Raw genomic sequence first — 26,482 nt, 5'->3', positions numbered from 1 at the left:
ACTTAAGTAGTCACTTTTAAAGATAATTTAAATAAACTTTAAAATTTGCAGTCAAAATAAACCTTGCCTAAACTAATAGCCTTACTATTTGTGCAACAATTGAGCTAATGAAATGGATGTGTGTAAAGCGAAGGAACAACTAAAAACTATTATTGATAGTGCGGATATGTTGGAAAGTGCGGAATATTTACTTATTCGCAAGAATGGAAATGTCAATAATCACGCCGTGCTTACTATATTAAGTGCGGCGAGAAAATCTCTTCAGGAAAATTGTGATGAATTAGTCGGAAATCTTTTTGATGAAGGTTAATATAGCTGCTACCTCTGAATCCTTTCTTTGAGAGTCCATCTTTATCAGTATTGCCATGGCTTCTCTGGCTTCTTGGCTTAGTGACTTTGGGATTGCATCGATCATGCTTTGTGGATCAGCTGTAAACTTTACAGGTTCTTTCTCTCCTATTTCGAACCCGTAGATTAGCCAGTCGGGAGAGGATTTTAAGCATCTGCTTAAGGATAATATATTTCTCGGACGTCTAATTCTTCCCTGTTCTATGGCGTTAACTGTTTGCTGGGAAACACCAGCGCAAGCGGCCAAATCGTATTGGCTCATGCCTTGCTCATCCCTTGCTTGTTTAAATCTTTCTGCTATAGACGACATCAAAAAACCTTAAATATTTAGATTCCGTAATTGAAGCTTATTGCGACCAAAGTTGCATAACTTTTTTATTGGTCACTTGCTTACCGGTTTAACTACTTATATAGTCGTTATGGGAGGACGAATCGTGACTATAAAAGAAAACCCACTATTAGCTTTAAAACAAGCTGTGGAACTACTTGGCGGACAGCATGGTGCAGCTCGAGCACTTGAAACTCGTCAGGGGTCCGTTTGGCATTGGATCAACACACAAAAAAGAGTGCCTGCAAATCTAGCAATCAAGTTAGAGAAAGCCACTGATGGCAAAGTAACCCGACACCAGTTAAGGCCTGATCTATATCCTAGTGAAGAGGTTAGCTAATCATGCAGACCAATAACACGATTGATGCTTCACCTGGTGACCGCGTTGGTTTGGATATGGCGTTTTTGCAGATTAGGCGGAGCTATGACTTAAGCCGCTTAGCCAAACTCTTGAAAAAACGACCTTCGGTTTTGCGCAACAAACTCAACCAAGGCGTTGATACTCATCATTTAACGGTGAATGAGTTATTGGACTTAACTCGAGTAACTAACGATTTCTCGTTGGTTGATGGCCTGTTGCTTGACCTTGGCCGAACATCCATTCCTATTGCTACAACATCCGGTTCTATTGACCTTTGTGAGAAAGCACTGCGCGTTAACGAGCTATCAGGGGAATTAGCAGCAGCTGCTATGCAACGCGCGAAAGGAGAGCGACCAACGGAACGGTGGCTGCTTAATCTTCGGCAAACATCTAGCCGGTTAATGAATGAGGCTGGATTACTGATATGCAAACTCGACCAGGGGGCGATAAATGCACCTGCGGTTGATTTGCTCACATCAGGCGCACTTGCTGTTGCAGGAATATAGGCATGTTTGAAGCGTTTGTAGGTTTTGGTATTGGGCTGGTGGTTTTTATAACTGGTTATGCCATTGGCTACTGGCAGCAGTTAAAAAAACAAGTGGAGCTAGAGAACAAGCTTTCAGAAGATTTTCAATCGCAAATGAAAGTGGCGATGGAGTCTTTATCAATGCTTGGTTATTCAGATCATGAAATAGAGCAAGCTTTCGCTGAATCGAGAAATTCAGCAAAGCATTAGGCAAAAAAAGAGCCTTGCGAGGGCTCAAATTGTAGAAAATCGAGGTAATGATGCCACGAACAAATGAGTTTGACAAATATCCCCAGCTAATTAATGGGGAGTGGATGCACAAAGGAAGGCTGATAGGGAAAGAATCAGCCCGTAAGCGTATTTTTATGTGCTTAGTTAACGATTTCCAACGCAAAGGAATTGCCCCACATGTAGCTATTAAACGCGCAAAATCTGCGACTGGAGTTTAGCCATGAGTATGAAGTTAATGGTTAAGGCCATGGAATTAAAGGTAGGGAATTCAACTAGGAAACTAGTTCTTCTTAAGCTTGCAGACAATGCAAATGACAGCGGAGAGTGTTATCCAAGTTACAAGCACATTGCTGACCTCTGTGAAATAGAACGGCGAACGGCTATGCGTCATATCCAAAAGCTTGAAGAGGATGGTTTTCTAGAGGTTGAAAAGCGCAAGGGCCCAAAAGGTAATAGTTCAAATATTTATTTACTAACTCTTGATAAGGGTGGTGACAAAAAGTCACTAGGGGGTGGTGACACAGGATCACCACATAGTGACACAGGATCACTAGGGGGTGGTGATCCTGTGTCACCCGGAATCAGTCACTCTTTTGAATCAGTCAATGAACCCTCTTGTAATGTCGACGCTAACGCTTCGACGAGCAAGCCAGACAAAATTCCTTATTCAGAAATTGCTGACATGTTTAACGAGATCTTCGAAAAAACTACCTTGCCATCGGTTAGGACTCTTGAAGGTTCATCGAATTACGTTAAAAAGCGAAGAAGGCTGGCAGCGCAATGCTGGAAGGAGGTGGGGTGTTCACTAGAGCGTATGAGAACCTATTTGGAAGACTTCAGAAATTCAGCTAAGCCGTTTTACTTTGGGATGCAGCCTGGCAGCAATTGGCGTGCTGATTTTGATTTTCTAATGCGACCTGAAACTGTGGAGAAAACGCGAGACGGGCGCATTTGCGAGGTTCGCCTTCATGCTTAACCCATCATCCCTTTACAGCCTAGAGTCTGAGCAGTCAGTGCTGGGAGCGTTGATGATTGACAGCCAGAGTGATATTGCTCGCTCTGTGATTGCTAAATTGCAGCCATTAGATTTTTATAAACGAGAACATCAAACAATATTTCATGCTGTACGTGGTGTGGTCAGCCAGAAGTGCGTTGCAGATTTAGTCACCGTGAGTGAGTACTTAGAAAAAACTAATGGGCTTGAGGATATTGGCGGGTTTGCTTACTTAGGCGAAATCACTAAAAACACCCCAAGTGCCGCTAATCTAAGAAGCTATGCCAAAAATGTTAAACGTCGCAGCATGGACCGACAGCTAGTTATAGCGACAACAAGCGCATTAGAAATTGCGCAGACGCAAATAGATATCCCATTACGTGAACGAATTGATGCTATTCATTCGGAGCTTGAAGCCGTTACACAATCCACAATGAACAGCATTTCTAAAGGGCTGCGCCCACTTCCTGAAATACTTAGTAAAGTTATCGACACTATTGATGAGCGCATCAAGAACCCTGAAGCGGGGCGCGGTATAACAACGGGCATTGCAGAACTTGACGCAATACTTCACCCAAAAGGCATTATCGACCAAGGGCTAGTTGTTATCGGCGCTCGACCAAAAATGGGAAAGACAGCGCTAATCATTCGAATTCTAGAGCATGTTGGTGTTGAGCTGGATAAACCCGCTGCTTTTTTTAGTTTAGAAATGCCTGATGTGGAAATTACTGAGCGTATGCTTTCCCAATCTTCGGGAGTTAGCTCATCGGTTTTTTATGACCGAAGAGGTGTCAAAAATGAGGATTGGGGGAAAGTGGTTATTGCAATGGGCCATCTTGCTACACCTAATATTCTTATTGATGATACGCCGGCGCAGTCGTTACGTGAGATTGCTTTTGAGGCTAGAAAACTAAAGCGACAGCGCGGCAACATAGGCATGATCGCGGTTGATTACTTAACGCTGATGAAAACTGAAAAGGCCGAGCGTAATGATTTGGCTTACGGTGCCATTACAAAGGGTTTAAAAGCTTTAGCTAAAGAACTTAATTGTCCGATATTTCTACTAACTCAACTTAACCGAAACTTAGAAAAACGCCATGATAAACGACCCACACCAGCAGACAGCCGGGATACAGGACAGATAGAACAAGATTGTGATTACTGGATTGGTCTATATCGAGATGATGTGTATCACGACGACTGCAAAAATAACCTAAACGCTATGGAAATAAGCGTACAACTTAATCGTCATGGAAATACCGGTACCGCATTGGCTGGATTTATGGGGGGGCGAATCCAACCCATGAAAAATCCAGACGCCTATGCTCCGCATCGAGATCAAGAGCGTCAGCGAAGCTTTTCGGAGAAATACGGCCAAAAGCCGTATTAGGGTGATACATGGATATAAACCTAATTAAACACCAGGGCGCACTATTTCCAGCTACAGAAGGTGACAGGGAAAAACTCAATATAATTGGTTTAGGCAAGGTGGTTACAGCATCGCTAACTCAAAAAAGAAATTATGCATTTCACAAGAAGTTTTTTGCAATGTTGAATATTGGCTTTGATGCGTTTGAGCCTCTTGAAGGGCGGTACAAAGGCCTGCCAGTACAGAAGAATTTCACCCGATTCCGCAAGGACGTAATTATTGCAGCAGGCTATTACGAGATGGTTGCCAATATCAACGGGAAAGTGAGAGCTGAGGCCAAAAGCATTAGCTTTGGGAGTATGAACGAGGAGGAGTTTCAGCAGTTGTACGGAGCCTGTTGCAACGTACTGCTGCAGAAGGTGTTAGCGAGCTATACGCGTGAAGATTTAGACCGAGTTGTTGAGCAGTTAATAAGGTTTTGATGTGACATTGATTAAGAGTATTAAAATCACTGAAAGCGCCTGAGGTGAAAATTGCTCCCTACGAGTAAGTCCTCACTGCAGGGATGATGAAACCGTGGTGTTTTGTCATTTGCAGTCTAACTATCGCGGTGTTGGCTTAAAGAGTCCTGATATTTTTGGAGTTTACGCTTGTTACTCGTGTCATCAGGAGTTGGACGCAAACAAGGTTGATCATCAAGACCAGTTACGCGCACTGCAAGAAACGCAAATGAAACTGGTTGAGAAGGGGCTTCTGCATGCAGATTGAATCTATAGAACAAACGCGTCGAGAGCTGCTAGCTTGGGGCGCTAAGGCTCGAAGTGGATTAGACCATGTTGGTTATCCTAGTGAAAATCCTATTCGCCGTTTTATAAATGTTGGCTATCCAGAGGAAAGTAACCGAGCGCCAGAAATTAGCGACGAGTGGTTTTTAGAGATAGACAATGCGGTAACCAAATTGGGCTGCAGATACGAGAAAGAGAAAACGGCATTGGTTATGCGTTATGTGATGATGATGTCTGTTAAGCAAATAAGCGAACATTTTGAGTGTGGGACTAATAAAGCAAACAGCATTTTACGCTCAGCAGAGGTGTGGATAGATGCGAGGTTATTTGAGTGACATTCAAAATTGAAACGGTAATTAAAAAACGTTTTGGACGTGGCATCGGTACCGCACATCGCCACCATAGAGATTATTCAAGCCTTGGATCTTTGATTGTTTACATGGCTGGTGGCTGGGGAACTTTGACTCCATACCGTAGCGAGCCATGCAAGGAAAAAGTAAAGGCTAGAGGTCATCCTCCAAGGCTGCCACGTGGTGCTTTCTCACATACCAGTGGCTTGTTTAAATAAAACTTGACAAAAAACACGGGAGATTATTATGCTGAATGTACATCTGCAAAATCAGATGTCGGGTTTGACGACTCGAAATCATCAAAGGGGCACACACCACGCTCCATCTTCAGTATGCGTGGTTTTTTTGTGTTCAGCGCTCGCACACCTCCAGTTTATGGCGGGGCGAGTGGGGCAACCTTCGGGTTGGCCGGCTCCCTTTGAGGTCGGTTCGTCAACCCTGCTCGTCTTGCCACCAGTTTTTGACGAGGCTGGTGACAAGATTATTACAATCTTTTCAAAGGAGGTAATGTCATGAGTTCACTCGTAGCATTCCAAGATTTAAGTGTGTCTAGTTTAGATATCTCTGAGCTAGTCGGTTCTCGCCATGACGATGTAAAAAGAAGCATCACTAGGCTTGTGGAGCGTGGTGTCATACACCAACCGCCAATGGCGGATGGTCCCAAATCAGCTAATAAGCTTACCCCTAAGGTTTATATTTTTGCTGGTGAGCAGGGGAGGCGAGACTCTTATGTTGTAGTGGCTAGACTATCGCCAGAGTTCACAGCCAAACTTGTAGACCGCTGGCAAGAGCTCGAAAACCAACACCAACCCACCACTCCCAAATCATTTCCAGAAACCTCCAGCTTTTACCTATATCTCATCGCTAGTCGAAAAATAAAGATAAAACTTGACTTAAAAATATTAATAAAGATACTGAGTGTACATCTGCAAAATCAGATGTCGGAATTGAACCTCCGAAACACAACAGGAGCACACACCACGCTCCATCTTCAGTATGCGTGGTTTTTTGTGTTCAGCGCTCGCACACCTCCAGTTTATGGCGGGGCGAGTGGGGCAGCCTTCGGGCTGGCCGGCTCCTGTTGGTCGGTAGGTTCAACCCCGCTCGTCTCGCCGCCAATTAGATTGAACCCTCTTTGCGGTGAGTTTTATCATCAACAGGAGGCTACCATGCCAATATTATTCCTAAATATAGTATTTACCCCGATGGGGGTGATCTCATGAATTTAATCACCAGCATTGACCAGCTAACCATGTCTAGCCGAGAAATTGCCGAATTAACAGGTAAACAAATTAGCCATATTCATCGAGATTTTAAGACGATGGCTGCTGAGTTAGGGCTTCAAGATAAAGCCAGCTTAACACCTAATCCAAATTTGGATTTGGGGTTTATGTATGTAAAAGATAATCAAAATAGAATTCGTGAAATACACCTTAACCAAGAGTTAACAATGACACTGGTTAGTGGGTACAACGTGAAACTAAGAAACTCTATAATTAAGCGCTGGCAAGAGCTCGAAAACCAACACCTGCCCGCCACTCCCAAATCATTCCCAGAAGCACTTCGCCTTGCAGCTGAACAAGCAGAGCGTGTTGAAGCGCTAGAAAAACAAGCGCAGGAAAATGCCCCCAAGGTAGCATTTGCTGAACAAGTGGAAGTGGCACCTGATGCTATATCGGTTGCGCAAGCTGCAAAAATCCTCGGTACCGGCCAACGGCGCTTATTCTCAAAATTACGTGAGCTAAAGTGGGTAACTCGCCGGAACGAACCATACCAGGATAAAATAGAGGCAGGACTGTTAGACGTAAAGCTTGGCAGTTGGCAACATCCAGACCATGGATTAAAGCAATCTGTTACCGCCTTAATAACCGGCAAAGGGTTATCTAAGTTACAGTTGCTTCTCTCTATTCCAGCATCTAGCCCTCTTTTCTCTTCAGCGCAAATGTCTGCGCATCAAATGGGGGAGAAGTAATGTCAAACTTAGAGATACAACTAATTGATACCGCGCAATTTGGCGTGGCTTGCACTAATGATTTTAGAACGCTTGTTATTGCTATACAGCGCTCTAAAAATCTAGATGAGGCTAAAGGGTTAGCCAGGATAGCACAGCTATTTATCGAAGAAGCCTATGAGCAATTTAATCAAGCTGGCAAGAGGTAGGTTAGACATGTAAAAGCCCGTTAACCCGGGCTTAATGCGCATATTTGTGTAAATCATTTGATCAAATAAACGCTTTGCTTCAGAATTGACTACAATCATAGTTGTATTGACTGTGATTTAAACAACGAGGGTGTTTCAATGAATAACCTACTGAAAAGCTTTATTCAGGCTTTATCGGTTTGGCCTGACACCGACTTTAAACGGGGCGCTTCAAAAAAAAGCCCGTCAGAGATTGCTTGGAGCAATGTAAGCAGGCGATTGATGGTCAATACTGTTGTGGTGGGAAAAGAGCTACGGGCAGTGGATAAGCTTAGTGCTAAAGATATTAAAGAGTTAAAAGCCCTTAGCGCAATCAATAAAATTATTGAATATGAAGAACAAAAAGACAAAAAAAGGCTCGGATCGGGAAACCGAAGACCTATCTATTAAAGAGGCTCTTGAGGGAATAGATAACCCTGTAATCGAGCAGCTAGCCGACAAACCAGAACAGCTAATAGAAATAACCGCGCTTTTAACTCGCCATGAAAGATACAGCAGCCCGCTTCCTCCTCCAGAGATCCTAGAAAGCTTAGAAAGACTCTCCCCTGGAAGTGTGGAAAGAATTATAGATATGGCAGAAAAGGATGCTGAGCACGAAAGGGAGATGGAGCGAGAACAGTTAGCAGCCAAATCAAGAGAAACAATTCTAGGTCAAGTGTTTGCTTTGATTATAGGGTTGGCAACGCTAGGAACCAGTGCACTTATTACTTATATGGGACACCCAGGATGGGGTGGGGTTATCGGTTCAGGTGGCTTGGTTGCTTTGGTTTCTGCTTTTATAATTGGCCGGAAAGGCTAGAGGTATAATGGGAAAAAAGGCCAATATAATGCAGAGCGATAATTTAGATAATGCTAAACAACTCGCAAAGATAGGTGAGTTTCTCGCTGAGATGTGGGTTAACGATTTTAGTCTGGCGGCAGAGGTTTGCCCTTGTGACTAACTACACATCTAGTGTGCAGTAACAACCAGAACAAATAGGCTAAGCTCTTGGCCTATTTGACTTTGTAGTGCACGGGGTGTGGATGGATGCGAGGTTATTTGAGTGACATTCAAAGTTGAAACGGTAATTAAAAAACGTTACCTCCATATAGCAACGAGTCACGTAAGGAAAAAGTAAAGGCTAGAGGTCATCCTCCAAGGCTACCACGTGGTGCTTTCTCACATACCAGTGGCTTGTTTTAATAAAAGTAGAGAATAGGATTGATACGTAAACCATACACAAATCATATGTAAAGAATATACATTGTGTTTTTTTCTTGGGTCTAATAGACGTGAGTTGATATTTTTTGACTTATAAGGCTGCTAATTTGTGGGCGTGTCACCTAAGTTGATCCATAATATTTGGATTTTAATTTTTTTGATTGTTAGTTGCACTATGGCAGCGGTTTTTGTCTCAGGACTAAATAAAGCAAACGAGCTTTATAAAAGTGGTGGTAAAGCCTCAGTCATTGATTGGTGTTTTGAGCGAAACAGCCTAAACAGATTGCAAAAAGCAGGGTTTGATTCTCATATAAATCAGGAGACATTGAAAACTTGCAAGCTTTTAAATCATTTACCAGTTTACCCAAATAAGGCTAACTGGTGAAGTAATTAATTGGCCGTACCACCGCTGGCCATACACCTGAAAGCAGTTATAAACGCTTCTAGTGTCGGCCTGTGAGTGTTTGACCAAATGTTGATGTCATTACATCAATTAATAAAGACTTTTTAAAACTATTCTAATATTGTTTAGTTTATCACTTTATTTCTTTATCTTGCTGATTGTAATATATAAAGATTAAATCGATGCGCTTATATAAACTAAATTAGAACTAGGTGTTTTATGGTATATGCAGCAAAAGTGTTGTTTTGGTTATTGTTGATTAGCCACGTTGTCAAAGATTACTTAATGAAAATTTCTAGTGAGCAAGTTGTAATGGAATCATTTTTTCCAATGCTTGAATCATTACAATTTCCAATAGTCTTTTTTGCTTTAGTGTCGCTATTCGGGGTGGCCTACAGAAAAGATATCCTTAGCTCTAGGTTGGTCCAAACAATAGGAGTGACGTATCTCTTCACTGCGTTGTACTTCATGTTAGTACCTATCGTTGTTTATTGGGATCAAGATAGCGATATCACCATAGATTTGATTTTTTTCTTTTTAACCGACTTTTGGGTTTTTTACATATTATGGAGTGTGAATAATGTCAGCTATGAGGACAGTTAAAGCTCTTGGTTCCGCATCCCCTCTAGGCACAATGCTATCCTTGGGGTTTAAGCAAATAACTACAAAGAAGCGTTCTGATGAGGTTTACCGAACATTAGTACCTTTATTGCACGAACAAATTAAACTAGGCAAAACTGTTCAAGATCCGATGGTTGCACAAGCACAAGAGGTTTTAATTAGTCTTGCGCCTTTTGGTGCTCGCAGGAAAAACTTTAAGCTTTGGTATTCTGGCTCAGTAGATAAACTTTTGAAATTGCCGCACGACCCCGATGAATTATCTTATGGGTGTTGGTGGTAGTCGTTAAGTTAATAAGTCCTAGGAAATACTCATTAATGGGTGAAACAGTACAGGTCGAGAATATCACTAGGGAGGCTGCGCAAAATGCGATTAACGCGAGTCAATGAGCTTTACGGTTCTAAGGTGGCTAAGGGTTCGTTTTTAGATTGGTATCACTTCGCCCAAGAGTTGGGCTTTCCCGTTGAGCATACCCAACAGAACAACCGCGATATTTACAAAATATTTAATCTGTCTAAGCGGTGGATTGTAGGTTACTGGGCCGATTCTAGCCGCGTTCAGCCAAGCGGCGGCTGGTTAGATTTCTATTACGATGCGGACAAATGCAATGCCCGACAAAAATAAAAAGTTGCTGACTTAATGTTAAAAACCAGCTCGCAGCTGGTTTTTTTGTCTCTGCTGAAAATCTCATAGCAAATACAAAAACATTACATGGTATATCTTGCACTTGTGCGCACAGGAATTATACTAATTCATATAGTAACTAGAGTTGCGACTTAGTTACTACGACATTGTATTTAGGAAGACCACCCTCGAGGTGGTTTTTTTATACATGTGATAGCAGCGCATCCCGCATGAGACCGTATGGTAGGGATAAGTTTGGGGTGGCATCCCATTAATGCATAAGTAAGCCGCCTAAATTGACGATGAACTCAACCCAGCCTCTGCGCTGGGTTTTTTTATGCCCGAGGAAATAATGAGCAAAACATTACATCTAAAGACAAAAAACATTCCTGGTATTGGTTGTTTCGGTGAGATGTTTTTTGCTGGTAAGCGTATTTGTGTCACGGTCGAGCGGGAATGGATGAACAACGAGCCATTTATTAGCTGCATTCCTCCGGGCAAGTACCACATAAAGCATCACCAATCCCCGAAGTTTAAGCACTGTTTATCTATTGAAGCTAAAAGTCTAGGGGTAACGCTTGAGGGGCCAAGCCAGCGCACCCACTGCTTAATTCATGCTGCTAACTTTCCTATGCAGCTCCATGGGTGTATCGCACCTGGCAAAGAATTTCATCGTGATACCTGGGGAGTGTTGCGCTCTCGGGATGCACTTAAAGAGTTACTTGCCCTGCTTCCTGAGCGCCAAGTGCACACACTGATCATTGAGAGACATTAAATGAAAGTTTTGGACGTGCTAACCAAAGTTGGTGCAGGCATTCTTTCCAGTAATCCTATCGGCGCTGCTGCGCTCACCGTAGTTAACGCTTTTTTGCCTAAAGATAAAAAGCTTCCAGAAAATGCCACTGGAGAGCAGGCCCAAAGGGCTATCGATTCAATGCCACCTGAGCTTCAATCACAAATCAGCTTGGCTGAAATTAACTTGCAGGTTGAGGAAGAGCGCGGTCGTACTGAGAGATACAAAGCCATGTGTGAATCAGATGGTCAAGAAACGCGAGCCAAAATAGTAAACAAGGCCATGAACGCGCTTATTGCAATGGCCGCAGCGTTTGTTCTATCACTAGGTTTTATTACTTATAAGCATGGCCCCGCCGCCATATTGGAGTACGGCATAGAGCTTGGCGCTCTATTTATAACCTTAACCGGTACCTTTGCTTATGTAGTAAGAGCCTATTTTGGGGACTTAAAACGAGAAACCATGAGCCGACATAGCACCATTGATGATAAGCCTAGGCAAAAGACGATGATAGAAAGCCTGCTTAACAAATAGCAGATAAAGAAAACCCCCGGCGGCAACCGAGGGTTTTTTCTATATCGCCTCACGATGTAACCAGCATCTGAGGTATGACAATCACCCTAACCATACTAGAGGTAACTGCATGGATATTATGGCAGATTTTGCCGAGATTTTCATCATATTGAGTGAGTATATGAATCCTTACGAAATAGTACTTTCAATTGCTTTGTTGATATTGGTGTGGCGCTTGCCCGATATAGCAAAAGAGCTTAGAAAAAGGCGTAAGAAATGAACGAAAAAGATGCTGGTCAAGTTGGGAAAATGCAAGCTGCTGCATTGATTATTGCGTCACTTACGTTTGGTGCGGCAGCTCTGATTGCAGCGAGTAGCTAATATGACTAAGCAACGCTCACCAAGAAAGCTTATCCCCATAATGGATACACCGGGCAAGGTTATAGCTTTAATCGCGTATCTGGCATGTGTCGTGTGGCTGGTGGTTATGATGGCTAAAGCACTGCAAGTCGGCGTGTTCAGGTGTATTTTTTATTTTTGGGGAGCTTAAAAGGAACGCATGACAACTATTGCATATGACTATAAAAAAAAGACTATCAGTGTCGATGGTCGCACCACTCAGGGAAATAGCATTATCGTTCATGATGAAGCAAGCAAAACCAGAGAGAACGAGCAGGGCATGTGGTTTATTTGTGGCAATCGCGCCCAGACAGAAGACTTTATTCGACTTGAAAATGGCGGTCAAATCAAGGGTAATCTGCAGGACTGGGATATAGCGGCGTTTTTACTGGATAGCAAAGGACAGGTTTTTTACATTTATCTTAATGATAGCGGGATATCTGAATGGCTTCCTATTAACCACAGCGATGCTTTGGGGTCAGGCGCTCCATACGCCATTGCTGCAATGGATTTTGGAAAATCATCAGCTGAGGCTGTGGCGTATGCTTCAACCCGCAATATTCACACTGGTGGGAAAATTACAACTGTCGATATAGAAGAATATTTATGCAAACAGGTGTAGTAAATCCTCGGGGTTTTATCTTATAAAAGTGAATATTGGTGTTTAGGTATGCAGAAAGAAGCTAAATTAAAGAAATTAACTCCAAAGCAAGAAGCGTTCTGCCAGGAGTACCTAATTGACCTAAATGCAACGCAGGCCGCTATTCGGGCTGGATACAGTGAAAAGACTGCAGGAAGAACAGCAAGCGAGAACCTGTCAAAACCTGACATTCAGCAAAAGATATCTGAACTAAAGCTAGCCAGGGCAGAACGAACCCAAATCAATGCTGATTACATCCTTGGCCGCTTAGTTGAAATAGACCAAATGGACGTGGCCGACATCTTGGATGATGAGAGCAATATCTTAGCTGTGCATCTATGGCCAAAGGTCTGGCGAACCACGCTATCGGGAATGGATGTTTCTGAGCTTTACGACGGTACCGGCAACGAAAGAAAGTTCGCCGGCATACTCAAGAAAATCAAGTGGCCGGATAAAGTCAAAAACCTTGAGCTCCTTGGCAAGCACATCGATGTTCAAGCGTTCAGTGAAAAACGTGATCACACCAGCTCTGATGGAAGCATGAGCCCTAAGCCAACTAAGGAACTAAGCCCTAAAGGATTGCAGGCACTAGCTAACGCCATCAAGTCAGATGAAGATTGATGTTGAGCTTGTCGATGAACTGGTGTGGGCTAAACCAAATATTGCAAGGCAACTGCTTGAGTCCGATTTTTATATTTTTGCCTCCTACTTTTTTTGGGTTAAGTCCGGCAAGAAAAAGAAGCTCAAGTGGTGGAAGCATTTAAGGAAGATAGCCAAAAAGCTGATTGCTATTTTCAATGGTGAGCTCACGTTCCTCATCATTAATATGCCGCCCAGGTATGGCAAGACCGAGTTAGCTATCAAGCTATTCTCGGCATGGGGTTACGCTAATAACCCTGCATGCGCAAACATTCACCTTAGTTATGATGAGCCTCTCGCACTGGATAACTCGAACGATATTCGAGAGGTGCTTAAATGCGAAGAGTTTCTTCACCTTTGGCCTGAGTGCGCGACCAAGGCCCATAAGGATGGTAAGGGAGCTTGGGCTACCACTGGCGGCGGCACATTCAAAGCTCGCCAAGCGGGTGGTGGTATTACTGGCTTTGGTGCAGGTAGTGCTGATGAATACCAAGACGGTGAGTTTACTTTTAGTGGCTACATCTCTATCGATGACCCGCTAAAGCCTGATGATGCTCACTACGATGTAAAGCGAGAAGCGGTTAACCGTCGCTGGGATGAAACGATAAAGACCCGGCGCAACTCTCGCCACACGCCTGTCATTGTGATCATGCAGCGGATACATGAAATGGATTTCTGTGGCATGTTGTTTGCTGATGATGAGTTCAAGTGGGAGCGCTTAGTGCTCACTGGTATTATCAACGAGAACACCGACCATGAGGAAGCGCTCTGCCCGGACAAGCACTCCCTTGAAGAGCTTCACGCGATGAAGCGCAAAAACAAGTGGCACTTTGCTGGCCAGATTCAGCAAGATCCATCGCCGCTCGGTGGTGGCATGATTAAGTCTGAGTGGTGGCAGTATTACTTAAGCTATGAAGAAGTATTTGCTCGGTGTAATTTCTTGTTCATGACAGCAGATACTGCTTACACCAAAGACGACAGTAACGATCCTTCTGTTATTCAGTTCTGGGGTTGTGAGGGTAAGACCCGCATGTACTTGTTGGACCAAATACGCGGTTGGTGGGAATTTCCTGATCTAGTAATCAACTGTCGTAAGTTTTGGAAAAGGCACACTTCTAACCCAAACGTGCGGAGACCCAAAAGGCTTTATATTGAAGCTAAAGCAAGTGGCAAATCGCTAACACAAACGCTTCGAAAGGGTGAGGGTGGAGTAAAAGGTGCTCGTGATTGGGAGCCTAAACAATTTCGCTTTCCTAAAGACAGAGTTTCCCGAGTTAAAGAGACTACTTGGCCCATTATGAATGGTGATATCTGGTTACCGGATGATGCACCATGGGTGGATGGTTTCACTCAAGAATGTGAACGCTTCACAGACAACGACACACATTTACACGATGACCAAGTGGATGCCATGACTATGGCTTATTCTATTTGGCGTCGATACGGCGGCGGGCAATGACCAGAAAAAAAAGACAACGCAGCAATAGACAGCAAAAAAAATTGAATAAAAAGCGGTTTAATAATGCGCGTTACAGTAGTCCAAGTGGCGCTGATGGTTGCATGGACCAAGGTAGCGACTACCTTCCTAATCCGCCGCGTTCGCAGCAGGCGCTAGACCAGACTGTAAGCAACCTCTTCTACACTGATTGGCAGGCAAACAAGATTGTCACTATCCCCGTTGATGACATGCTGAGAGGTGGGTGGAAGTATACCGACATTGAAAAAGACCAAATCAAAAAGCTTGATAAGTTAGATCAGCGCCTTGATACACTTGATAAAATCAAACGCGCGCTAACCATTGAGCGCTTGCTTGGGGGATGCGTGATTTACATGGGGGTGGCAGCTAACGAAGATAAACCAGAGGAGCCGCTACATCCTGAGACCGTATCGGAAGGTGATTTAAAGTTTCTTAATGTTATTCCTCGGCATCGAGTGACCAGAGTTACTGTGAGTGATAACGCGCTGGACCCGCGTTTCGGTAAGCCGGAGACATATAGAATTAACGGCGTGGAAATACACGAATCACGCTTGCTTATTTTTGATGGTCACCCACTTAGCTATCAGCACGATAAATATCTGTCACCTAAAGGGGGCTCGTATCAGATTGGCTTCGGGCGCTCGGTACTTGAGCCGATACTTGATGATTTGACCAGAGCGACCGGAACACGACAAGCGGCTTTTCACCTGGTGAATATGGCCAGCGTTATTATCGCCAAAATGGAGCTGGATGGCGGTGACGGTAGTGAGGCTTCTGAGGAGCGCAACGCTGAACTTCGGGAGATTGTAAAGCAAATTAGCATGTATCGCGCCGCTGTACTCGATAGTGGTATAGATGGCAAGACCGACATAGAAAACAGGCCTACCAGCTTCGGTAGTGTGCCTGAGTTGCTCTTGCTGTTCCTTCAAGTGTTAGCTGCCAGTGCCGATATCCCAGCAACTAGATTTATCGGTCAATCACCAGGTGGGCTAAATGCCACCGGTGATAGTGATTTAGAAAACTATTACGGTCGCATCGAAAACGACCGCGAGCAGGACTTACAACCGCAGTTGCAAAAATACGCAATTATCGCTGCAAAAAGTGCGGGTGTTGAAATGCCTGAGATTGAGTTTGAGCCTTTATGGACAAGTAGCGAGCTTGAGAAGTCAACTATCAGAGTGAATAACGCGACTGCAGTGACAACCTTGTCGAACTCAGGTGTTATTTCAGATGACGAAGCGAAGAAGCAAGCAGAAGAGCTGGATATTATTAAGCCCATAGTGGTTGAAGATGACCAAGATATCTTGGACGAAATGAATAGGTTGCTGGCTAATGATAATCTTGCCGCTTGACCCGTCTAAGGCCCGCAAAAAAGTAAGAGTTGGTAAGCCTGTAAAGCCTTCACGCTCAGCAGAAGTTGCCTATCGAAAAGGCATGCTGGAACAGTTGAAATTGCAGCGCGGAACCGCTACGCAGTTAGTTCAACAGATGCAACAGGGAGCAAGCAAAGCAGCGGTTAGTGCATACCTAGCAAAAGCCGTTAATGCGTCAAAACATCAATTTGATGAACTCGCCAAGCGTTTAGCGCCTCAATTTGTTGATGGCTTTAGTGATGAGCATCGTCGCCGCACTGAGCGAATGATTGCCAGTGCGTTTGGTGTTGACTGGGCTTCTATTACTGACGAACCAGAGGTGAGAGGTGAGCTTGACCTACGCATTATTCGTAATGTTGAGCTTATTGAATCAGTCGGCGCTAAGTATTGGTCAGATATATCTCAAGTCGTTGAGAGCTCCTTTGCTGGAACACTAGAAAAACCGCTGATTGAATCTATTGCTGAAATGGGGGCTAAATCTAGAACTCAAGCAAAGCTAATCGCAAGAGACCAAACATCAAAGCTTGCTTCATCGCTTAACGAAGTTCGCCAGCGCTCAAACGGCATTGATGAATACGATTGGTCTAACTCTAAAGATATTCGCGTAGTCGGCAATCCGGCTGGTCAATATCCAAAAGGCAACGACAAGCACGGCAATCACTGGAAAAGAGAAGGAAAGCGATTTAGCTGGAGTAAACCACCGCATGATGGCCACCCTGGACAGCCTATTTTATGTCGCTGCACAGCTAGGCCCGTTATTGACTTAGAGAAGATAAAAGCACAATTCGTATGAAAAACTTTAAGTTTAGATTCACCAATCAGTCTTGGATGATTGACGATACAACCGGTTTTTTGCGTTGTAAGGCTGTAGTCATTGAAGACTCTGTAATGCCTTATTTGCTCGATGAGGTTTCCGAATACCCCGCAGCCATTGTTACTGGAAGCACGATTTATCTTTACGCGGATAAAAACGAGTTTTCCAAGCCTGGTGCTATCGAAACGTTGGAGGGGTGCTTACTTACTGTTGGGCATGAATGGCAAACCATTGATGCAACAAACAGTGTAGGTCATGTTACCGGGATACCTGAATTGGTTGGCGATCAACTTGTCGCCGACATCATGATTACAGATTTAGACACGGTGAAGCGCGTTGTGCTGCCGGATGATGACCCTCTTAAGCTGCAAGATCTTTCTAGTAGCTATGAGTCAGATGTGGATTGGGGGCTTGGTCGAACCTTAGGAGGTCGTGACTATCACGGTCGACAAACCAATTTTAAGTTTAATCATATTGCTCTATTGCCCATCGGTAAAGGCCGCGGCGGGAGTACTGTTCGGATCCAAAACGAAGAAGGAGAAACTGCCGTGGAATTTACAAAAGTAAGGCTCTCAAACGGCAAGAGTGTTCGCATTGCGAATGAAGATGTCGGGGTACTAGAAAATGCCGAAGACGAACATAAAGAAAAAATGAGCAACATGGCCGATCCCGCAAAACTGCAAGAAGCCATGACGCAGCTTGAAACAATTAATGCTCAGATGAGCGAGCTACAATCTCAAAAAGGCGAGCTTGAAGGACAACTACAGGCCGCTAAAGAGCAGCTTGAAGCGGCTTTATCTCCTGAGCGTATACAGCAAGAAGCTGAAAGTATGGCTAATGAAAAAGCTGGCGCTGAAAAAATCATGAACGCTATCAAAGGCGATTTAAAAGTCATTGATGGTCTTCGTGGTAATGAGCTGAAAGAAGCCGTAGTGACTAATTTTCGCGCGGTAAACTCTTTGCCCGAGCTGACTGATGAGCAACGCAAAGATCCCGCATTCATTCAAGGGCTATATCGTAGTTATGAAGAAACTGCTGGTGTCGCATCGATTGTTCCTGGCGCGACAGCATTACAGATTAACAACGAACAGCCCAAACCCCACACAATCAAGCGTAATCACGGAGCGTAACCATGAGCTTAGATTTTATTCAGGATCAGGTATACGACACTTTTGGTGCTCTTTATCCTGGTCAAATTGCAGACTTTGGTTCAGCACAAAACGAAAATGTCCGTACTTATGTCAATGAGACGCGAGTAGTACCGGCTGAAGGTGTCGTAAAAGGCGATCCTTACGATATCAGTGACCCTAGCTACGCTCACATTCGAAGCCCTTATCCGGTTAAAGCGGCTGAGTCTGGCAGTGTGGATGCTGATTTTGTTGGTATGGTTGTTCGCACTCAAAGCTTCATTATTGATGATGAAACAAATACCACTTACCGACCCGCTAAGCAGCTTATTACTATTGCGGAGCGCGGCTCGGGAATGATTATTGGTGCCAATACTCCAGTAGCCATTGCACATGGTGATCCCGTGTTCATGTCTATAGATGAAACGCAAGCACCAAGTCTACCTGTAGGCTCTTTTACTAACACAGATGGTGCTGGTGTTATCGAGCTAACAGGCCTCTCTTGGTACGGAGCATCGAGCCCCGGCTCTGTCGGGCGTATCAAACTCTAACACGGGGAGCATCGGCTCCCTTTTTTGTTTCTATTCGGAGTAAGAATTATGAAATTCAACAATGCCTATACCGCTGGAAATCCTAGCGGCATTGATGGTTTCGGCATCGTTGTTAATGCCTTTGAGGACATTAAAACAGCGGCCTATGATGTAGTTATGCCTGAGATCTTATGGCCTACTTGTGTCCCTGAGGCATCGGTAGACCGCTCAATTAACGTAGGGGCACGCAGCGCATCTTACAAAGTAAAAGACCGTCGAGGTGTGGGCTCGTTCCGTGCTTCGCATGGTAAAGATATTCCAACTGTTGGCGCAGGCATGAACAAGGTCACTGTGCCGCTGGAGTCTTCAGCTATTTCCGCTCACGTTGACCGTGATGACTTAAACGCCATTCAGTTTGGTCATGAAGGTATGAATCTACTGAACGAGTATGGCGTAATTATGCGTGAAGCTACCGAGCGCCATATTGAGCGGGTATTCTTTTATGGTTTTCCTGATTTAGATTATACGGGCTATATTGACCACCCTAATATTCCTGCTTCGGTGGTTGTTGATCCCGGTTCGGGTACCGAGTGGGCGAATAAAGATGCCGAGCAAATTGAAGCGGATATCAACAACGGTATTTCAGCGGTTTGGGTGGGCTCAAAGCAAGCGTTTATCCCTGATAAAGTTGAAATTCCGCCTGAGCAATTCGCACTGATATCTACCAAGAAAACAGGGCTTGATAACAACACCTCTATCACCATTCTTGAGTACATTAAGAAAAACAATGTGTACACCCAAGTAACGGGCCAAGAGCTGAACATCAAGCCGCTTCGTCACTTAGAAGCCGCTGGTGCTGGCGGTACTGACCGCATGCGCATTACCGATACTCGAGCAGATTATCACTGGATGCCAATGCCAGAAGATTTCACCATGCTCGACCCGTTCTATCGTGGTTTTGAAACCGATTTGTTTGCTTCATACAAGTTTGGTCCTTACCACATTCGCCAACCTATCTCATCGCTTTACCTAGACGGTATTTAAGGGGAAAACATGCCAGTTGTTCTTAATAAACAGCGCCGTACTTTTGTGGTTCCGCAAACGTCAAATGATAAGGGCCACAAAAGCAAAGCGGTTAGCATATTGCCTGGTGCCTACGCTTCTATTGAAGATGAAATTTGGAATCAACTGAAAACCAACAAAGCAATTCAAGCGTTGATTACTCAGCGCCGCTTGGTGGTTTCTGACAGTGAAACTAAAGCGAAAAAAGAAGATGTTTCATTAGAATCATTGGATAACGCTGAATCCAAAGGCGCACCAGAAGAGCTGAATCAAGAGTTAGATGAGCGTCTAACTCTTGACTCTTCGGTAGCAGAAGTGGATGCACCTAAGAGTGATGCACCTGCTTCAACTAAGCGTAGTAAGCGCTAATGAATGCCGACTTACCAACATTTCGTGCACTATATCCTGAGTTTAGCTCGATAGGTGACGAGGTTGTGCAAATCTACATTGACGATGCAGACGAGCATTTATCGGAGCAAGCCTGGGGGCGCTGTTATGCCAAGGCTTTACTGTCTTATGTCGCGCACAATTTGGCGTTGTCACAAAATCGACAGGCCAACAGTGCGACCAATGATGATGGAGTCGTTGAAAGTAGCCCAATGGGAGTGGTTAGCTCTGCCAGTGCAGACGGTCTCTCTGTTGGTTTTACTGTACCGCAATCGGCTAGCAGCAATGCTAAAGATGCGTGGTATTGGCAGACACCTTACGGTCAACAATTCTTAGCGCTGCGCAAGCAATGCTTAAGAAAAGCGATGTTGGTATGCCGGTAAGCATTAAGCGAACTAATCCAGGATGGCTTAAGCGTTTAACTAAATCTATGGAAAGCCAAGAGCAATTGGCTGTAGGGATACCGGTGAACAGCGAAGGATCATCCGCTAAATATGAAGACGGCACGTCTATTTTGCTAGTGGCCACGGTGAATAACTTTGGAAGTCCTTCTCGTAACATACCTGCTAGGCCTTTTATATCTTTATCTTCAGAGCCAATGATAGAGAAAACCGCTCCTATAGCTGAATCTTTGATACCAGTGCTAAACCAAGGGAAAGCTAGCATTGCTGACATCTTGCAACAAATGGGGCCGCCGGCAGTTGATGTTATGCAGCAAACTATCAATGATTTAAAGGAGCCTCCTAATGCAGCTTCAACCATCATAAAGAAAAAAGGCTCAGCCAATCCGCTTGTTAATACTAAGTTGCTAGTTCAATCGATTAATTTTGCTGTGAGAAAGCCTAAATGAGACTACCTGTTAGGATTGCCAATAATTTGTTTGCTACGCGGGTTGTCGCATTCGATATTACAGGGGTTCGTGATAAAGGCCGCTGGATGTCAACCCAAGAACCTGACCGATTCATTAAGGCCACTATACAGCCAGCAGGCGATAAGATTGCAACGCTTAACCTAGATGGTGCAGAGAGTGATGGTGCACTGATAATGCACACAGATGCAGCGGTGTATGCGCATGATGTGACCAACAACAAAGAGGAACCCAATCAAACCTACATTCGCCATGCTGGTGATGTTTGGAAGCTTTGGAAAACACAGAACTGGGAAATACACACTGGCGGCATTAATCGTTACATATTGACGAGGCATCGTGATGTCGACAACACTCGATGAGCTAGAAAAAGCTCTTCATGATTGGCTTGCCTTAGTCACTAGCCGAGTAATTGTTGCTGCTGGTTATGATGAGCAGCCAAGGCCAAAGGATCCGTATTGTTCTTTTCAAATAACCGACACTAAACCACTTGATCATCCTGTGACAACGCTATCAGAAGATGGTCTTACAGAGAGTATTTACCAGCAACACTCTGTTCAAGTTACTCTTGAAGTTATTGGCGGTAATTCCAATCAAGTGATTAACCGCATTCTTTCTTCAACCTGGTCGGCAGGCCGAAGCTTTGACTTGTGGAAGCTATGCGGCCTTGGTGGGTTTACCGAACCGAACAACTTAACTGCGCTGGAAGTTGGTACGCTGCGCCAGCGCTGGCAATCAAAACTTACTTTGCACACCACGCTGCGTGAAAATTTCACTGGCGAGTATCAAAACACCTTTAATTTATCCATAAACGAAACCGACAAGGGCGAAGTCTACAACAAAGACCAGCCTGTCGACTCTAATTGTTAGGAGGGCATAAAATGCCATCTATCTCTGAAATTGTAGCCTGTGGCAATAAGTCTTTACCTAGGTCGCTTGATGTGTTTGTACAAGTATCAAAAGCGCAAACTGAACAGGCTACAGACTTGTCAGTGTTGGTATTTGTCTCTAACACTGGTCCGCTGACGCATGGCGCTGGCCGTATCCGTTATTATCAAAACATTCAAGGCATTGAAGACGACTTTGGTCTTAATTCTGAGCCATGGAAAGCAGGGCGTGAGTTCTTCTCTCAGCGAAACCGCTCTAAAACTATGGCGGTGGCTCAAGCCTTTAGCGATCCTCAATCGGGCTTTTTGAAAACCCGCAGTGTAAATGTTGATGCGCTTAATGCGATAACTGATGGCTCATTTGCCATTGCTATTGATGGCACGAATTATGATATCACCGGACTTGATTTCTCAAGTGATACTGACTTGGATGACATCGCGCTAACTGTTGAGGTTGCATTGCAATCTCAAGTGGCTAACACCATCGTTGAAGCAGAAGGTGAAGTGCTTATCATTACTTCACCAACGGCGGGTGATGACTCTACCGTTTCATTAATGGATGCAGTTGATCCTGCCACCGGCACCGATGTATCTGGTGATGGCTTTTTAAATGGTGTAGACGGTACCGTGGTCATTGGTTATGCGCCGACTGACTTTATTACCGAGCTTTCACTTATCGAAGATGCAGCCCGTTGCAGCGGTCAATTTGTTTATGCTTGGACACTTGATGAAGCCTACCGAGATTCTCAAGATGCCATCGACGCAGCAGGGTGGGCAGAAACCCGCCGTGCTATTTTAGGTTTAACTTCTAATGACCCGTTAGCATGGGACGCGGATACTTCAACAGATATCGGGCCGGTACTTTTTCAAAATGGCTATACGCGCACTATTGCTCCAGCTTATCACGATAACGCTGAATATTACCCTGAGGTGTCAATTTTGGCGCGTATGCTGGGCGTTGATTATGCCGGTGCTAACACTGCTATCACGGCCAAGTTTAAAGATTTACCAGGTGTTGCGACTGTTGGCCTTTCAACAACCCAGTGGATCACGCTGCAAAGTAAGGGCTATAACTCGTTTACGCTTATTGGCAGTAACTCGCGCACCTTCCGCGATGGTGACCAGGTTAACCCCAATTGGTGGATTGATGACCTAATCAACCTTGATAACTTTACTGAAGAGTTAGAGGTGGCCATGCTTAACGTCTATCTTCGCAACGGAAAAGTGCCATTAACACCAACTGGCCAAGCGATTCAACGCGATGCGGCAGTGGTTGTGTGTGAGCGCTATGTTACCAACGGCACGCTAGCAGACCGAGAAATCATCGATCCTGATGACACAAGCAGCACTATTGTGATCCCTGCTTATGAAATAATTCAAGGTGAATTAAGTGGTCAAACGGATGCAGACCGCGCTTCTCGTATTGGTCCACCGATGCAAATTAACCTGCAGCTAGCTGGTGCTAACCACAGTATTTCTATCAATGTTATTGCGCAGGATTAGGAGAGTTAGCGATGTCAGTTTTAGTGCGTAATTACAACCAAGCACTAACGGTTGTAATTGTAGATTTAATCCCGCAAGTCGGGCTTTTTGAGGGCGATCCTATTCGCCTTATTCCCAACGAGGAAGGCTCAGCCATTACCACTGGCACTTATGAGTCAACCACGTCATTTTCTACTGACCAATCCGGACAACTTGAGGTTGACTATAAGCCAGGCTCTGCAAGCCTTATTCAGTTAAAAACACTTTGGCGAAACCAGAAGACATTTCGTGCAAAGACGTTTTCTATTCAATTGGTGACCGGTGTTGGTGAGCCCGTATCTCTGCAAGGGTGTTCAATCCAAAGCATTGGTCAGAGCACCACAGGTGGCAAGGTTCAGCAAGTCAAAACCGTTATTTTTAATATCGAAAAAATCACTGAAACCATTTAGGAGTGGGAATGGCTAAGTTTGAAGAGAAGACGATCAACAAACAGCGATATAAAATTATGTTGCTACCTCCAATGCAGCAATCACTTTTTGCTGCCAAGGTGGCGCAGGCATTGGCCCCCATCGTTGCTAGTGGTGAGCTGGGGCTTGAAGGCATCAAAGACTTTGCCAAAGACACAAAAAACCAAGAGTCAATGGATAAGCTTATTGGTGTTTTGGCGGATTCAATACCAAAGGTTGATGCTGAAAAGCTTCACAGCTTAGCCAAGGAAGCCATTCATGGAAAAGTCTGGGCTGGTCAGGTAATGCTTGGTGATGAAGATGAACTAAACAAACACTTAGAAGAACACCCAAAGAATACCTTTCAATTAATCATCTGGGCCATCAGCGCCAACGTCAAAGTTTTTTTCGGATAACCCGCGAGCCGCTTATATACAGTGGTAGGCGACCGCAAGGCGTACCCATTCCAGATAGCTGGAACGCCGTTTACCTTATCGGGCGTGTTGTAACAGCGGGCTTAGCGACCTATCGAGATATCCAAGATTGGAAGTACACCTGGCAGGAAATCTACGACATGCACGACATGTTAGAGCTGCAAGACTGGATAAGCTGGGAGCAGCATGTAATAGCGAGTAGAGAACATGATCGTCGATGAGTTGATAACCTTACTCGGCCTTAAAAGCGACCCTAGCGTAAAGCGAGAGTCAGAGGGCTTTAATAAATCCATGCGCGGCATGGAAGATAGTGCTAAAAAGCTTGCCGCTGGCATTGTGGTTGCTCAGGGTCTTATAAGCGCATTTGTTCTTAGCTTTGCAGCTTCTGCTGATGAGGCGGGAAAATTTGCAGACCAGAACAACATCACTTACGAGTCACTGCAAGAGCTAGAGTTTGCAATGGAGCGTGTTGGTGGCTCTAGTGCTGAGCTGCGCGGTGACATATCCAAATTAGCTGAAGAATTTGGCAATCTTGGGCCTGCCGACAAAATGCTAGAAGATTTGGCCGAGCGTATGGAAGGGCTTAGCCGAACCGAACAGCTGCAGTTAGGTAAACAGCTGGGGCTATCTCAAGGAACGCTGCGTCTGATTGCGGAAGGTCGTGATGGCATTGCTGCACTTCGAGAGGAAGCGCGCGCTTTGGGTATCGTAATGTCTGAGGAAACCAAAAAGGATGCTGCCGCTTTTCAAGATGGACTTTATAATTTAAAAAAAGCCGCGCTTGGTGTGGCTTTTGCTATTGCAGCTGGACTGCTGCCAGAGCTTAGCGCAGTAACAAATGGCATGACTGATTTTATTGTTGCTAACAAGGAAATCATTGCCAGCAGTGTTGAACAAGTTGTGCGCGGCATTGCTATGGGTTTTGGCATTGTCAGCGATGTTATCGGCTTCTTATTGGGCTTGCTGCCGGAGTTTACTGGCGAACTTGATGCCACTAGAGCGATTGCCTTGGTGGTAGCCGGTGCATTAGGCGTACTCGCAAAAGCGGCTATTGTTGCAGCGCTGCCATTTGTCAAAATTGGGCTGGTCCTTGCCGCGCTTATTCTCATTATTGAAGATTTATGGGCTCTGTTTACTGGTGGGGAGTCGGTGATTGGCAATCTTGCCAGTAAGTTTGCTGAGAGTTTTCCTGCTATTGCTAAAGTGGTGGAAGATACAATTGCGTTTATTGTTGGTATTTTTGGAAAGGTCAAGTGGGGTGAGCTTTGGAAGGCCTTAATTGGACAAGCTAAAAAGAACTTAGGCTTTCTTAAAGATATATTCACCTCAGTTTTTCAATTTATTGAGGACTTGTTATCGGGTAAAGGGTTAGCGGAAGCAGCCAAGAATTTAGGCAGTAATGTCACCAAAGCATTCAAAACCGCCTTTGGTGATTTAATTGCCTATGCTGAAAAGTTCCTCGGTGATTTACTCAAGAAAATCGTTGATTTTGACATTGGCGGAAAAATAAAGTCCTTTTTTGGTTTTGGTAGTGATGAAGACTTAAGCAAAGCTGTTGATGGTGTGGCGCAAGTAGCACAGCAAACAAATCAGGCTGCGCCGGTGGCAGGCGTTCCCGCAACAACCATCACCAACACCAATAACCAAGCTGCAGATAATCGCCAGCTAAATGTGACAGTTAATGGAACTGGGGACTCGGCAGCGGTTGGCAGAGAAGTGGTTAACCGTACAGGCTTTAGTCAAACGGCGCTTGGCGCTGAGCCATTGGGGGGCGGTTGATGGCCACAGCGATATTCAAAGGCGGTGAGATTCAAGAGTACTTAGCAGATGTTGTAACCAGTGAAGATCACAATTTATCTTCGCAGGTCTCTCATTTCGCCATGGAGACTGGAGCCAGGCGCAGCGACCATATCATTTTTAATCCCGATGAGGTAACCATCTCTTTTGAGCTGTCAAACCAAAATAATGATGGTGACGAGCTGGGTGATAGGGCTGCTCGATTGTATGAATCACTGCGCAATGCTTATCTATCTCGCGATTTATATGACGTGGTCACGCGCCATTTCTTGTATCAAAGTATGGTCATTGCCAACGTTCGCGCAACACAATCAGGACCATTTCAAGGCCGTTTGGTTGCATCGGTGCTGTTCAAACAATTTGATGAAATTCAACTATCGACGATCACTATTCCTGAGGGCCGGTTAGAAGATGGCTATAAGAAAACCGCAAGCTCTAGTACTGATGCTGTGTAGCGCAACGCCCCAAGTGTCCAA

General features: G+C 44.6%; 37 protein-coding genes and 1 pseudogene. 37 read left to right on the top strand and 1 reads right to left on the bottom strand.

All coding sequences use genetic code 11. From position 1 onward, the window contains the following. Positions 1-280 precede the first annotated feature (280 nt). Positions 281-658 carry a helix-turn-helix transcriptional regulator gene (locus LQZ07_RS19345; protein WP_152786400.1) on the bottom strand — a complete coding sequence of 126 codons (378 nt, stop codon included), beginning with the start codon at positions 656-658 and terminating at the stop codon, positions 281-283. Positions 659-782: 124 nt separating this feature from the next. Between LQZ07_RS19345 and LQZ07_RS19340 the strand changes: the two genes are divergently transcribed. The 37 genes and pseudogenes from LQZ07_RS19340 (at position 783) to LQZ07_RS19165 (ending at position 26,461) form a co-directional block, all read left to right on the top strand. Beyond that, the gene (locus LQZ07_RS19340) at positions 783-1,016 is read left to right on the top strand and encodes a helix-turn-helix domain-containing protein (RefSeq protein WP_249483280.1); all 234 of its coding nucleotides are present in this window, start codon (positions 783-785) and stop codon (positions 1,014-1,016) included. A gap of 2 nt (positions 1,017-1,018) precedes the next feature. Beyond that, a complete protein-coding gene (locus tag LQZ07_RS19335; RefSeq protein WP_152786398.1) occupies positions 1,019-1,543 on the top strand; it encodes a phage regulatory CII family protein in 525 nt (174 codons plus the stop codon). A 2-nt stretch (positions 1,544-1,545) separates the two neighbouring features. Beyond that, entirely contained in the window at positions 1,546-1,773 is a 228-nt protein-coding gene (locus LQZ07_RS19330; protein ID WP_152786396.1) for a hypothetical protein, read from the top strand. A gap of 241 nt (positions 1,774-2,014) precedes the next feature. Continuing rightward, positions 2,015-2,770: a helix-turn-helix domain-containing protein gene (locus LQZ07_RS19325; RefSeq protein WP_152786394.1), complete on the top strand. Its 756-nt coding sequence runs from the start codon at positions 2,015-2,017 to the stop codon at positions 2,768-2,770. Next, positions 2,763-4,178 carry a replicative DNA helicase gene (locus LQZ07_RS19320; protein ID WP_152786392.1) on the top strand — a complete coding sequence of 472 codons (1,416 nt, stop codon included), beginning with the start codon at positions 2,763-2,765 and terminating at the stop codon, positions 4,176-4,178. The genes LQZ07_RS19325 and LQZ07_RS19320 overlap by 8 nt, the downstream gene beginning before the upstream one ends. Before the next feature lie 8 nt (positions 4,179-4,186). Then, positions 4,187-4,639 carry a DUF1367 family protein gene (locus LQZ07_RS19315; protein ID WP_152786390.1) on the top strand — a complete coding sequence of 151 codons (453 nt, stop codon included), beginning with the start codon at positions 4,187-4,189 and terminating at the stop codon, positions 4,637-4,639. A gap of 55 nt (positions 4,640-4,694) precedes the next feature. After that, a pseudogene (locus tag LQZ07_RS24710) lies at positions 4,695-4,925 on the top strand (nuclease domain-containing protein); the annotation flags it as partial. Next, positions 4,915-5,277, top strand: a complete 363-nt coding sequence (locus LQZ07_RS19310) for an antiterminator Q family protein (RefSeq protein ID WP_152786388.1) — start codon at positions 4,915-4,917, stop codon at positions 5,275-5,277. The pseudogene LQZ07_RS24710 and the gene LQZ07_RS19310, both read left to right, overlap by 11 nt. Beyond that, complete coding sequence (locus LQZ07_RS19305; RefSeq protein ID WP_152786386.1) at positions 5,274-5,510, top strand: hypothetical protein; 237 nt, start codon at positions 5,274-5,276, stop codon at positions 5,508-5,510. Before LQZ07_RS19310 ends, LQZ07_RS19305 begins: the two co-directional genes overlap by 4 nt. Positions 5,511-5,804: 294 nt before the next feature. Next, complete coding sequence (locus LQZ07_RS19300) at positions 5,805-6,515, top strand: Rha family transcriptional regulator (protein WP_152786384.1); 711 nt, start codon at positions 5,805-5,807, stop codon at positions 6,513-6,515. Continuing rightward, entirely contained in the window at positions 6,512-7,264 is a 753-nt protein-coding gene (locus LQZ07_RS19295; RefSeq protein WP_152786382.1) for a phage antirepressor KilAC domain-containing protein, read from the top strand. The genes LQZ07_RS19300 and LQZ07_RS19295 overlap by 4 nt, the downstream gene beginning before the upstream one ends. Beyond that, the gene (locus tag LQZ07_RS19290; RefSeq protein WP_152782070.1) at positions 7,264-7,452 is read left to right on the top strand and encodes a hypothetical protein; all 189 of its coding nucleotides are present in this window, start codon (positions 7,264-7,266) and stop codon (positions 7,450-7,452) included. The genes LQZ07_RS19295 and LQZ07_RS19290 overlap by 1 nt, the downstream gene beginning before the upstream one ends. 138 nt (positions 7,453-7,590) lie before the next feature. After that, a complete protein-coding gene (locus tag LQZ07_RS19285) occupies positions 7,591-7,881 on the top strand; it encodes a hypothetical protein (protein WP_152786380.1) in 291 nt (96 codons plus the stop codon). Next, positions 7,823-8,290 carry a DUF2335 domain-containing protein gene (locus LQZ07_RS19280; protein ID WP_152786378.1) on the top strand — a complete coding sequence of 156 codons (468 nt, stop codon included), beginning with the start codon at positions 7,823-7,825 and terminating at the stop codon, positions 8,288-8,290. The genes LQZ07_RS19285 and LQZ07_RS19280 overlap by 59 nt, the downstream gene beginning before the upstream one ends. Before the next feature lie 1,385 nt (positions 8,291-9,675). Beyond that, a complete protein-coding gene (locus LQZ07_RS19275) occupies positions 9,676-9,996 on the top strand; it encodes a hypothetical protein (RefSeq protein ID WP_152786376.1) in 321 nt (106 codons plus the stop codon). A gap of 84 nt (positions 9,997-10,080) precedes the next feature. Further along, complete coding sequence (locus LQZ07_RS19270) at positions 10,081-10,338, top strand: hypothetical protein (RefSeq protein ID WP_152786374.1); 258 nt, start codon at positions 10,081-10,083, stop codon at positions 10,336-10,338. A 352-nt stretch (positions 10,339-10,690) separates the two neighbouring features. Beyond that, the gene (locus tag LQZ07_RS19265; protein WP_152786372.1) at positions 10,691-11,113 is read left to right on the top strand and encodes a DUF5675 family protein; all 423 of its coding nucleotides are present in this window, start codon (positions 10,691-10,693) and stop codon (positions 11,111-11,113) included. After that, positions 11,114-11,665, top strand: a complete 552-nt coding sequence (locus tag LQZ07_RS19260) for a hypothetical protein (RefSeq protein ID WP_152786370.1) — start codon at positions 11,114-11,116, stop codon at positions 11,663-11,665. It abuts the gene before it with no gap. Between the two features lie 361 nt (positions 11,666-12,026). Beyond that, positions 12,027-12,194 (top strand): hypothetical protein, encoded by a 168-nt coding sequence (locus LQZ07_RS19255; RefSeq protein WP_194164257.1) that lies wholly within the window; start codon positions 12,027-12,029, stop codon positions 12,192-12,194. 9 nt (positions 12,195-12,203) lie between these two features. After that, a complete protein-coding gene (locus LQZ07_RS19250; protein ID WP_152786368.1) occupies positions 12,204-12,665 on the top strand; it encodes a hypothetical protein in 462 nt (153 codons plus the stop codon). A 48-nt stretch (positions 12,666-12,713) separates the two neighbouring features. Further along, positions 12,714-13,304, top strand: coding sequence for a terminase small subunit (locus LQZ07_RS19245; protein WP_152786366.1), 591 nt, complete (start codon positions 12,714-12,716; stop codon positions 13,302-13,304). Further along, a complete protein-coding gene (gene terL, locus LQZ07_RS19240) occupies positions 13,294-14,781 on the top strand; it encodes a phage terminase large subunit (RefSeq protein WP_152786406.1) in 1,488 nt (495 codons plus the stop codon). Before LQZ07_RS19245 ends, terL begins: the two co-directional genes overlap by 11 nt. Next, the gene (locus LQZ07_RS19235) at positions 14,778-16,151 is read left to right on the top strand and encodes a DUF1073 domain-containing protein (protein ID WP_152786408.1); all 1,374 of its coding nucleotides are present in this window, start codon (positions 14,778-14,780) and stop codon (positions 16,149-16,151) included. The genes terL and LQZ07_RS19235 overlap by 4 nt, the downstream gene beginning before the upstream one ends. Beyond that, a complete protein-coding gene (locus LQZ07_RS19230) occupies positions 16,132-16,965 on the top strand; it encodes a phage minor head protein (RefSeq protein ID WP_152786410.1) in 834 nt (277 codons plus the stop codon). Before LQZ07_RS19235 ends, LQZ07_RS19230 begins: the two co-directional genes overlap by 20 nt. Next, a complete protein-coding gene (locus tag LQZ07_RS19225; protein WP_152786412.1) occupies positions 16,962-18,116 on the top strand; it encodes a DUF2213 domain-containing protein in 1,155 nt (384 codons plus the stop codon). The genes LQZ07_RS19230 and LQZ07_RS19225 overlap by 4 nt, the downstream gene beginning before the upstream one ends. A 2-nt stretch (positions 18,117-18,118) precedes the next feature. Further along, positions 18,119-18,664 (top strand): hypothetical protein, encoded by a 546-nt coding sequence (locus tag LQZ07_RS19220; protein ID WP_152786414.1) that lies wholly within the window; start codon positions 18,119-18,121, stop codon positions 18,662-18,664. Positions 18,665-18,712: 48 nt separating this feature from the next. Beyond that, on the top strand, positions 18,713-19,687 hold the full coding sequence (locus LQZ07_RS19215; RefSeq protein ID WP_152786416.1) for a major capsid family protein: 975 nt from the start codon (positions 18,713-18,715) through the stop codon (positions 19,685-19,687). A 9-nt stretch (positions 19,688-19,696) separates the two neighbouring features. After that, a complete protein-coding gene (locus LQZ07_RS19210; protein ID WP_152786418.1) occupies positions 19,697-20,074 on the top strand; it encodes a hypothetical protein in 378 nt (125 codons plus the stop codon). Next, positions 20,074-20,475, top strand: coding sequence for a DUF4054 domain-containing protein (locus LQZ07_RS19205; RefSeq protein WP_152786420.1), 402 nt, complete (start codon positions 20,074-20,076; stop codon positions 20,473-20,475). Before LQZ07_RS19210 ends, LQZ07_RS19205 begins: the two co-directional genes overlap by 1 nt. After that, on the top strand, positions 20,442-20,942 hold the full coding sequence (locus LQZ07_RS19200; RefSeq protein ID WP_152786422.1) for a hypothetical protein: 501 nt from the start codon (positions 20,442-20,444) through the stop codon (positions 20,940-20,942). The genes LQZ07_RS19205 and LQZ07_RS19200 overlap by 34 nt, the downstream gene beginning before the upstream one ends. Beyond that, positions 20,939-21,322 (top strand): hypothetical protein, encoded by a 384-nt coding sequence (locus LQZ07_RS19195; protein ID WP_152786424.1) that lies wholly within the window; start codon positions 20,939-20,941, stop codon positions 21,320-21,322. Before LQZ07_RS19200 ends, LQZ07_RS19195 begins: the two co-directional genes overlap by 4 nt. Beyond that, positions 21,303-21,830 carry a hypothetical protein gene (locus tag LQZ07_RS19190; RefSeq protein WP_152786426.1) on the top strand — a complete coding sequence of 176 codons (528 nt, stop codon included), beginning with the start codon at positions 21,303-21,305 and terminating at the stop codon, positions 21,828-21,830. The genes LQZ07_RS19195 and LQZ07_RS19190 overlap by 20 nt, the downstream gene beginning before the upstream one ends. A gap of 11 nt (positions 21,831-21,841) precedes the next feature. Then, positions 21,842-23,350 (top strand): DUF3383 family protein, encoded by a 1,509-nt coding sequence (locus tag LQZ07_RS19185; RefSeq protein ID WP_152786428.1) that lies wholly within the window; start codon positions 21,842-21,844, stop codon positions 23,348-23,350. Between the two features lie 11 nt (positions 23,351-23,361). Beyond that, positions 23,362-23,778: a hypothetical protein gene (locus tag LQZ07_RS19180; RefSeq protein WP_152786430.1), complete on the top strand. Its 417-nt coding sequence runs from the start codon at positions 23,362-23,364 to the stop codon at positions 23,776-23,778. An 8-nt stretch (positions 23,779-23,786) separates the two neighbouring features. Then, entirely contained in the window at positions 23,787-24,191 is a 405-nt protein-coding gene (locus LQZ07_RS19175; protein WP_152786432.1) for a phage tail assembly chaperone, read from the top strand. Between the two features lie 225 nt (positions 24,192-24,416). Further along, complete coding sequence (locus tag LQZ07_RS19170) at positions 24,417-25,988, top strand: hypothetical protein (RefSeq protein WP_249483277.1); 1,572 nt, start codon at positions 24,417-24,419, stop codon at positions 25,986-25,988. Then, a complete protein-coding gene (locus LQZ07_RS19165) occupies positions 25,988-26,461 on the top strand; it encodes a phage baseplate protein (RefSeq protein ID WP_152786548.1) in 474 nt (157 codons plus the stop codon). Before LQZ07_RS19170 ends, LQZ07_RS19165 begins: the two co-directional genes overlap by 1 nt. The last annotated feature ends 21 nt before the right edge of the window (positions 26,462-26,482 follow it).

The organism is Agarivorans sp. B2Z047 (assembly GCF_023373605.1).
GTDB classification, from domain to species: domain Bacteria; phylum Pseudomonadota; class Gammaproteobacteria; order Enterobacterales; family Celerinatantimonadaceae; genus Agarivorans; species Agarivorans albus.
This window is presented reverse-complemented; position numbering and strand designations above follow the sequence as displayed.

Excerpts from the sequence above, each read along its gene's own strand:
- LQZ07_RS19245 (WP_152786366.1), top strand. The coding sequence starts at position 12,714 with ATGCAGAAAGAAGCTAAATTAAAGAAATTAACTCCAAAGCAAGAAGCG.
- LQZ07_RS19195 (WP_152786424.1), top strand. The coding sequence starts at position 20,939 with ATGAGACTACCTGTTAGGATTGCCAATAATTTGTTTGCTACGCGGGTT.
- LQZ07_RS19230 (WP_152786410.1), top strand. The coding sequence starts at position 16,132 with ATGATAATCTTGCCGCTTGACCCGTCTAAGGCCCGCAAAAAAGTAAGA.
- LQZ07_RS19215 (WP_152786416.1), top strand. The coding sequence starts at position 18,713 with ATGAAATTCAACAATGCCTATACCGCTGGAAATCCTAGCGGCATTGAT.
- LQZ07_RS19295 (WP_152786382.1), top strand. The coding sequence starts at position 6,512 with ATGAATTTAATCACCAGCATTGACCAGCTAACCATGTCTAGCCGAGAA.
- LQZ07_RS19265 (WP_152786372.1), top strand. The coding sequence starts at position 10,691 with ATGAGCAAAACATTACATCTAAAGACAAAAAACATTCCTGGTATTGGT.
- terL (WP_152786406.1), top strand. The coding sequence starts at position 13,294 with ATGAAGATTGATGTTGAGCTTGTCGATGAACTGGTGTGGGCTAAACCA.
- LQZ07_RS19165 (WP_152786548.1), top strand. The coding sequence starts at position 25,988 with ATGGCCACAGCGATATTCAAAGGCGGTGAGATTCAAGAGTACTTAGCA.
- LQZ07_RS19280 (WP_152786378.1), top strand. The coding sequence starts at position 7,823 with ATGAAGAACAAAAAGACAAAAAAAGGCTCGGATCGGGAAACCGAAGAC.
- LQZ07_RS19260 (WP_152786370.1), top strand. The coding sequence starts at position 11,114 with ATGAAAGTTTTGGACGTGCTAACCAAAGTTGGTGCAGGCATTCTTTCC.
- LQZ07_RS19170 (WP_249483277.1), top strand. The coding sequence starts at position 24,417 with ATGATCGTCGATGAGTTGATAACCTTACTCGGCCTTAAAAGCGACCCT.
- LQZ07_RS19255 (WP_194164257.1), top strand. The coding sequence starts at position 12,027 with ATGACTAAGCAACGCTCACCAAGAAAGCTTATCCCCATAATGGATACA.
- LQZ07_RS19335 (WP_152786398.1), top strand. The coding sequence starts at position 1,019 with ATGCAGACCAATAACACGATTGATGCTTCACCTGGTGACCGCGTTGGT.
- LQZ07_RS19185 (WP_152786428.1), top strand. The coding sequence starts at position 21,842 with ATGCCATCTATCTCTGAAATTGTAGCCTGTGGCAATAAGTCTTTACCT.
- LQZ07_RS19225 (WP_152786412.1), top strand. The coding sequence starts at position 16,962 with ATGAAAAACTTTAAGTTTAGATTCACCAATCAGTCTTGGATGATTGAC.
- LQZ07_RS19325 (WP_152786394.1), top strand. The coding sequence starts at position 2,015 with ATGAGTATGAAGTTAATGGTTAAGGCCATGGAATTAAAGGTAGGGAAT.
- LQZ07_RS19275 (WP_152786376.1), top strand. The coding sequence starts at position 9,676 with ATGTCAGCTATGAGGACAGTTAAAGCTCTTGGTTCCGCATCCCCTCTA.
- LQZ07_RS19300 (WP_152786384.1), top strand. The coding sequence starts at position 5,805 with ATGAGTTCACTCGTAGCATTCCAAGATTTAAGTGTGTCTAGTTTAGAT.
- LQZ07_RS19205 (WP_152786420.1), top strand. The coding sequence starts at position 20,074 with ATGAATGCCGACTTACCAACATTTCGTGCACTATATCCTGAGTTTAGC.
- LQZ07_RS19330 (WP_152786396.1), top strand. The coding sequence starts at position 1,546 with ATGTTTGAAGCGTTTGTAGGTTTTGGTATTGGGCTGGTGGTTTTTATA.
- LQZ07_RS19180 (WP_152786430.1), top strand. The coding sequence starts at position 23,362 with ATGTCAGTTTTAGTGCGTAATTACAACCAAGCACTAACGGTTGTAATT.
- LQZ07_RS19270 (WP_152786374.1), top strand. The coding sequence starts at position 10,081 with ATGCGATTAACGCGAGTCAATGAGCTTTACGGTTCTAAGGTGGCTAAG.
- LQZ07_RS19345 (WP_152786400.1), bottom strand. The coding sequence starts at position 658 with ATGTCGTCTATAGCAGAAAGATTTAAACAAGCAAGGGATGAGCAAGGC.
- LQZ07_RS19285 (WP_152786380.1), top strand. The coding sequence starts at position 7,591 with ATGAATAACCTACTGAAAAGCTTTATTCAGGCTTTATCGGTTTGGCCT.
- LQZ07_RS19290 (WP_152782070.1), top strand. The coding sequence starts at position 7,264 with ATGTCAAACTTAGAGATACAACTAATTGATACCGCGCAATTTGGCGTG.
- LQZ07_RS19310 (WP_152786388.1), top strand. The coding sequence starts at position 4,915 with ATGCAGATTGAATCTATAGAACAAACGCGTCGAGAGCTGCTAGCTTGG.
- LQZ07_RS19210 (WP_152786418.1), top strand. The coding sequence starts at position 19,697 with ATGCCAGTTGTTCTTAATAAACAGCGCCGTACTTTTGTGGTTCCGCAA.
- LQZ07_RS19320 (WP_152786392.1), top strand. The coding sequence starts at position 2,763 with ATGCTTAACCCATCATCCCTTTACAGCCTAGAGTCTGAGCAGTCAGTG.
- LQZ07_RS19190 (WP_152786426.1), top strand. The coding sequence starts at position 21,303 with ATGTCGACAACACTCGATGAGCTAGAAAAAGCTCTTCATGATTGGCTT.
- LQZ07_RS19200 (WP_152786422.1), top strand. The coding sequence starts at position 20,442 with ATGCTTAAGAAAAGCGATGTTGGTATGCCGGTAAGCATTAAGCGAACT.
- LQZ07_RS19250 (WP_152786368.1), top strand. The coding sequence starts at position 12,204 with ATGACAACTATTGCATATGACTATAAAAAAAAGACTATCAGTGTCGAT.
- LQZ07_RS19220 (WP_152786414.1), top strand. The coding sequence starts at position 18,119 with ATGAGCTTAGATTTTATTCAGGATCAGGTATACGACACTTTTGGTGCT.
- LQZ07_RS19315 (WP_152786390.1), top strand. The coding sequence starts at position 4,187 with ATGGATATAAACCTAATTAAACACCAGGGCGCACTATTTCCAGCTACA.
- LQZ07_RS19235 (WP_152786408.1), top strand. The coding sequence starts at position 14,778 with ATGACCAGAAAAAAAAGACAACGCAGCAATAGACAGCAAAAAAAATTG.
- LQZ07_RS19175 (WP_152786432.1), top strand. The coding sequence starts at position 23,787 with ATGGCTAAGTTTGAAGAGAAGACGATCAACAAACAGCGATATAAAATT.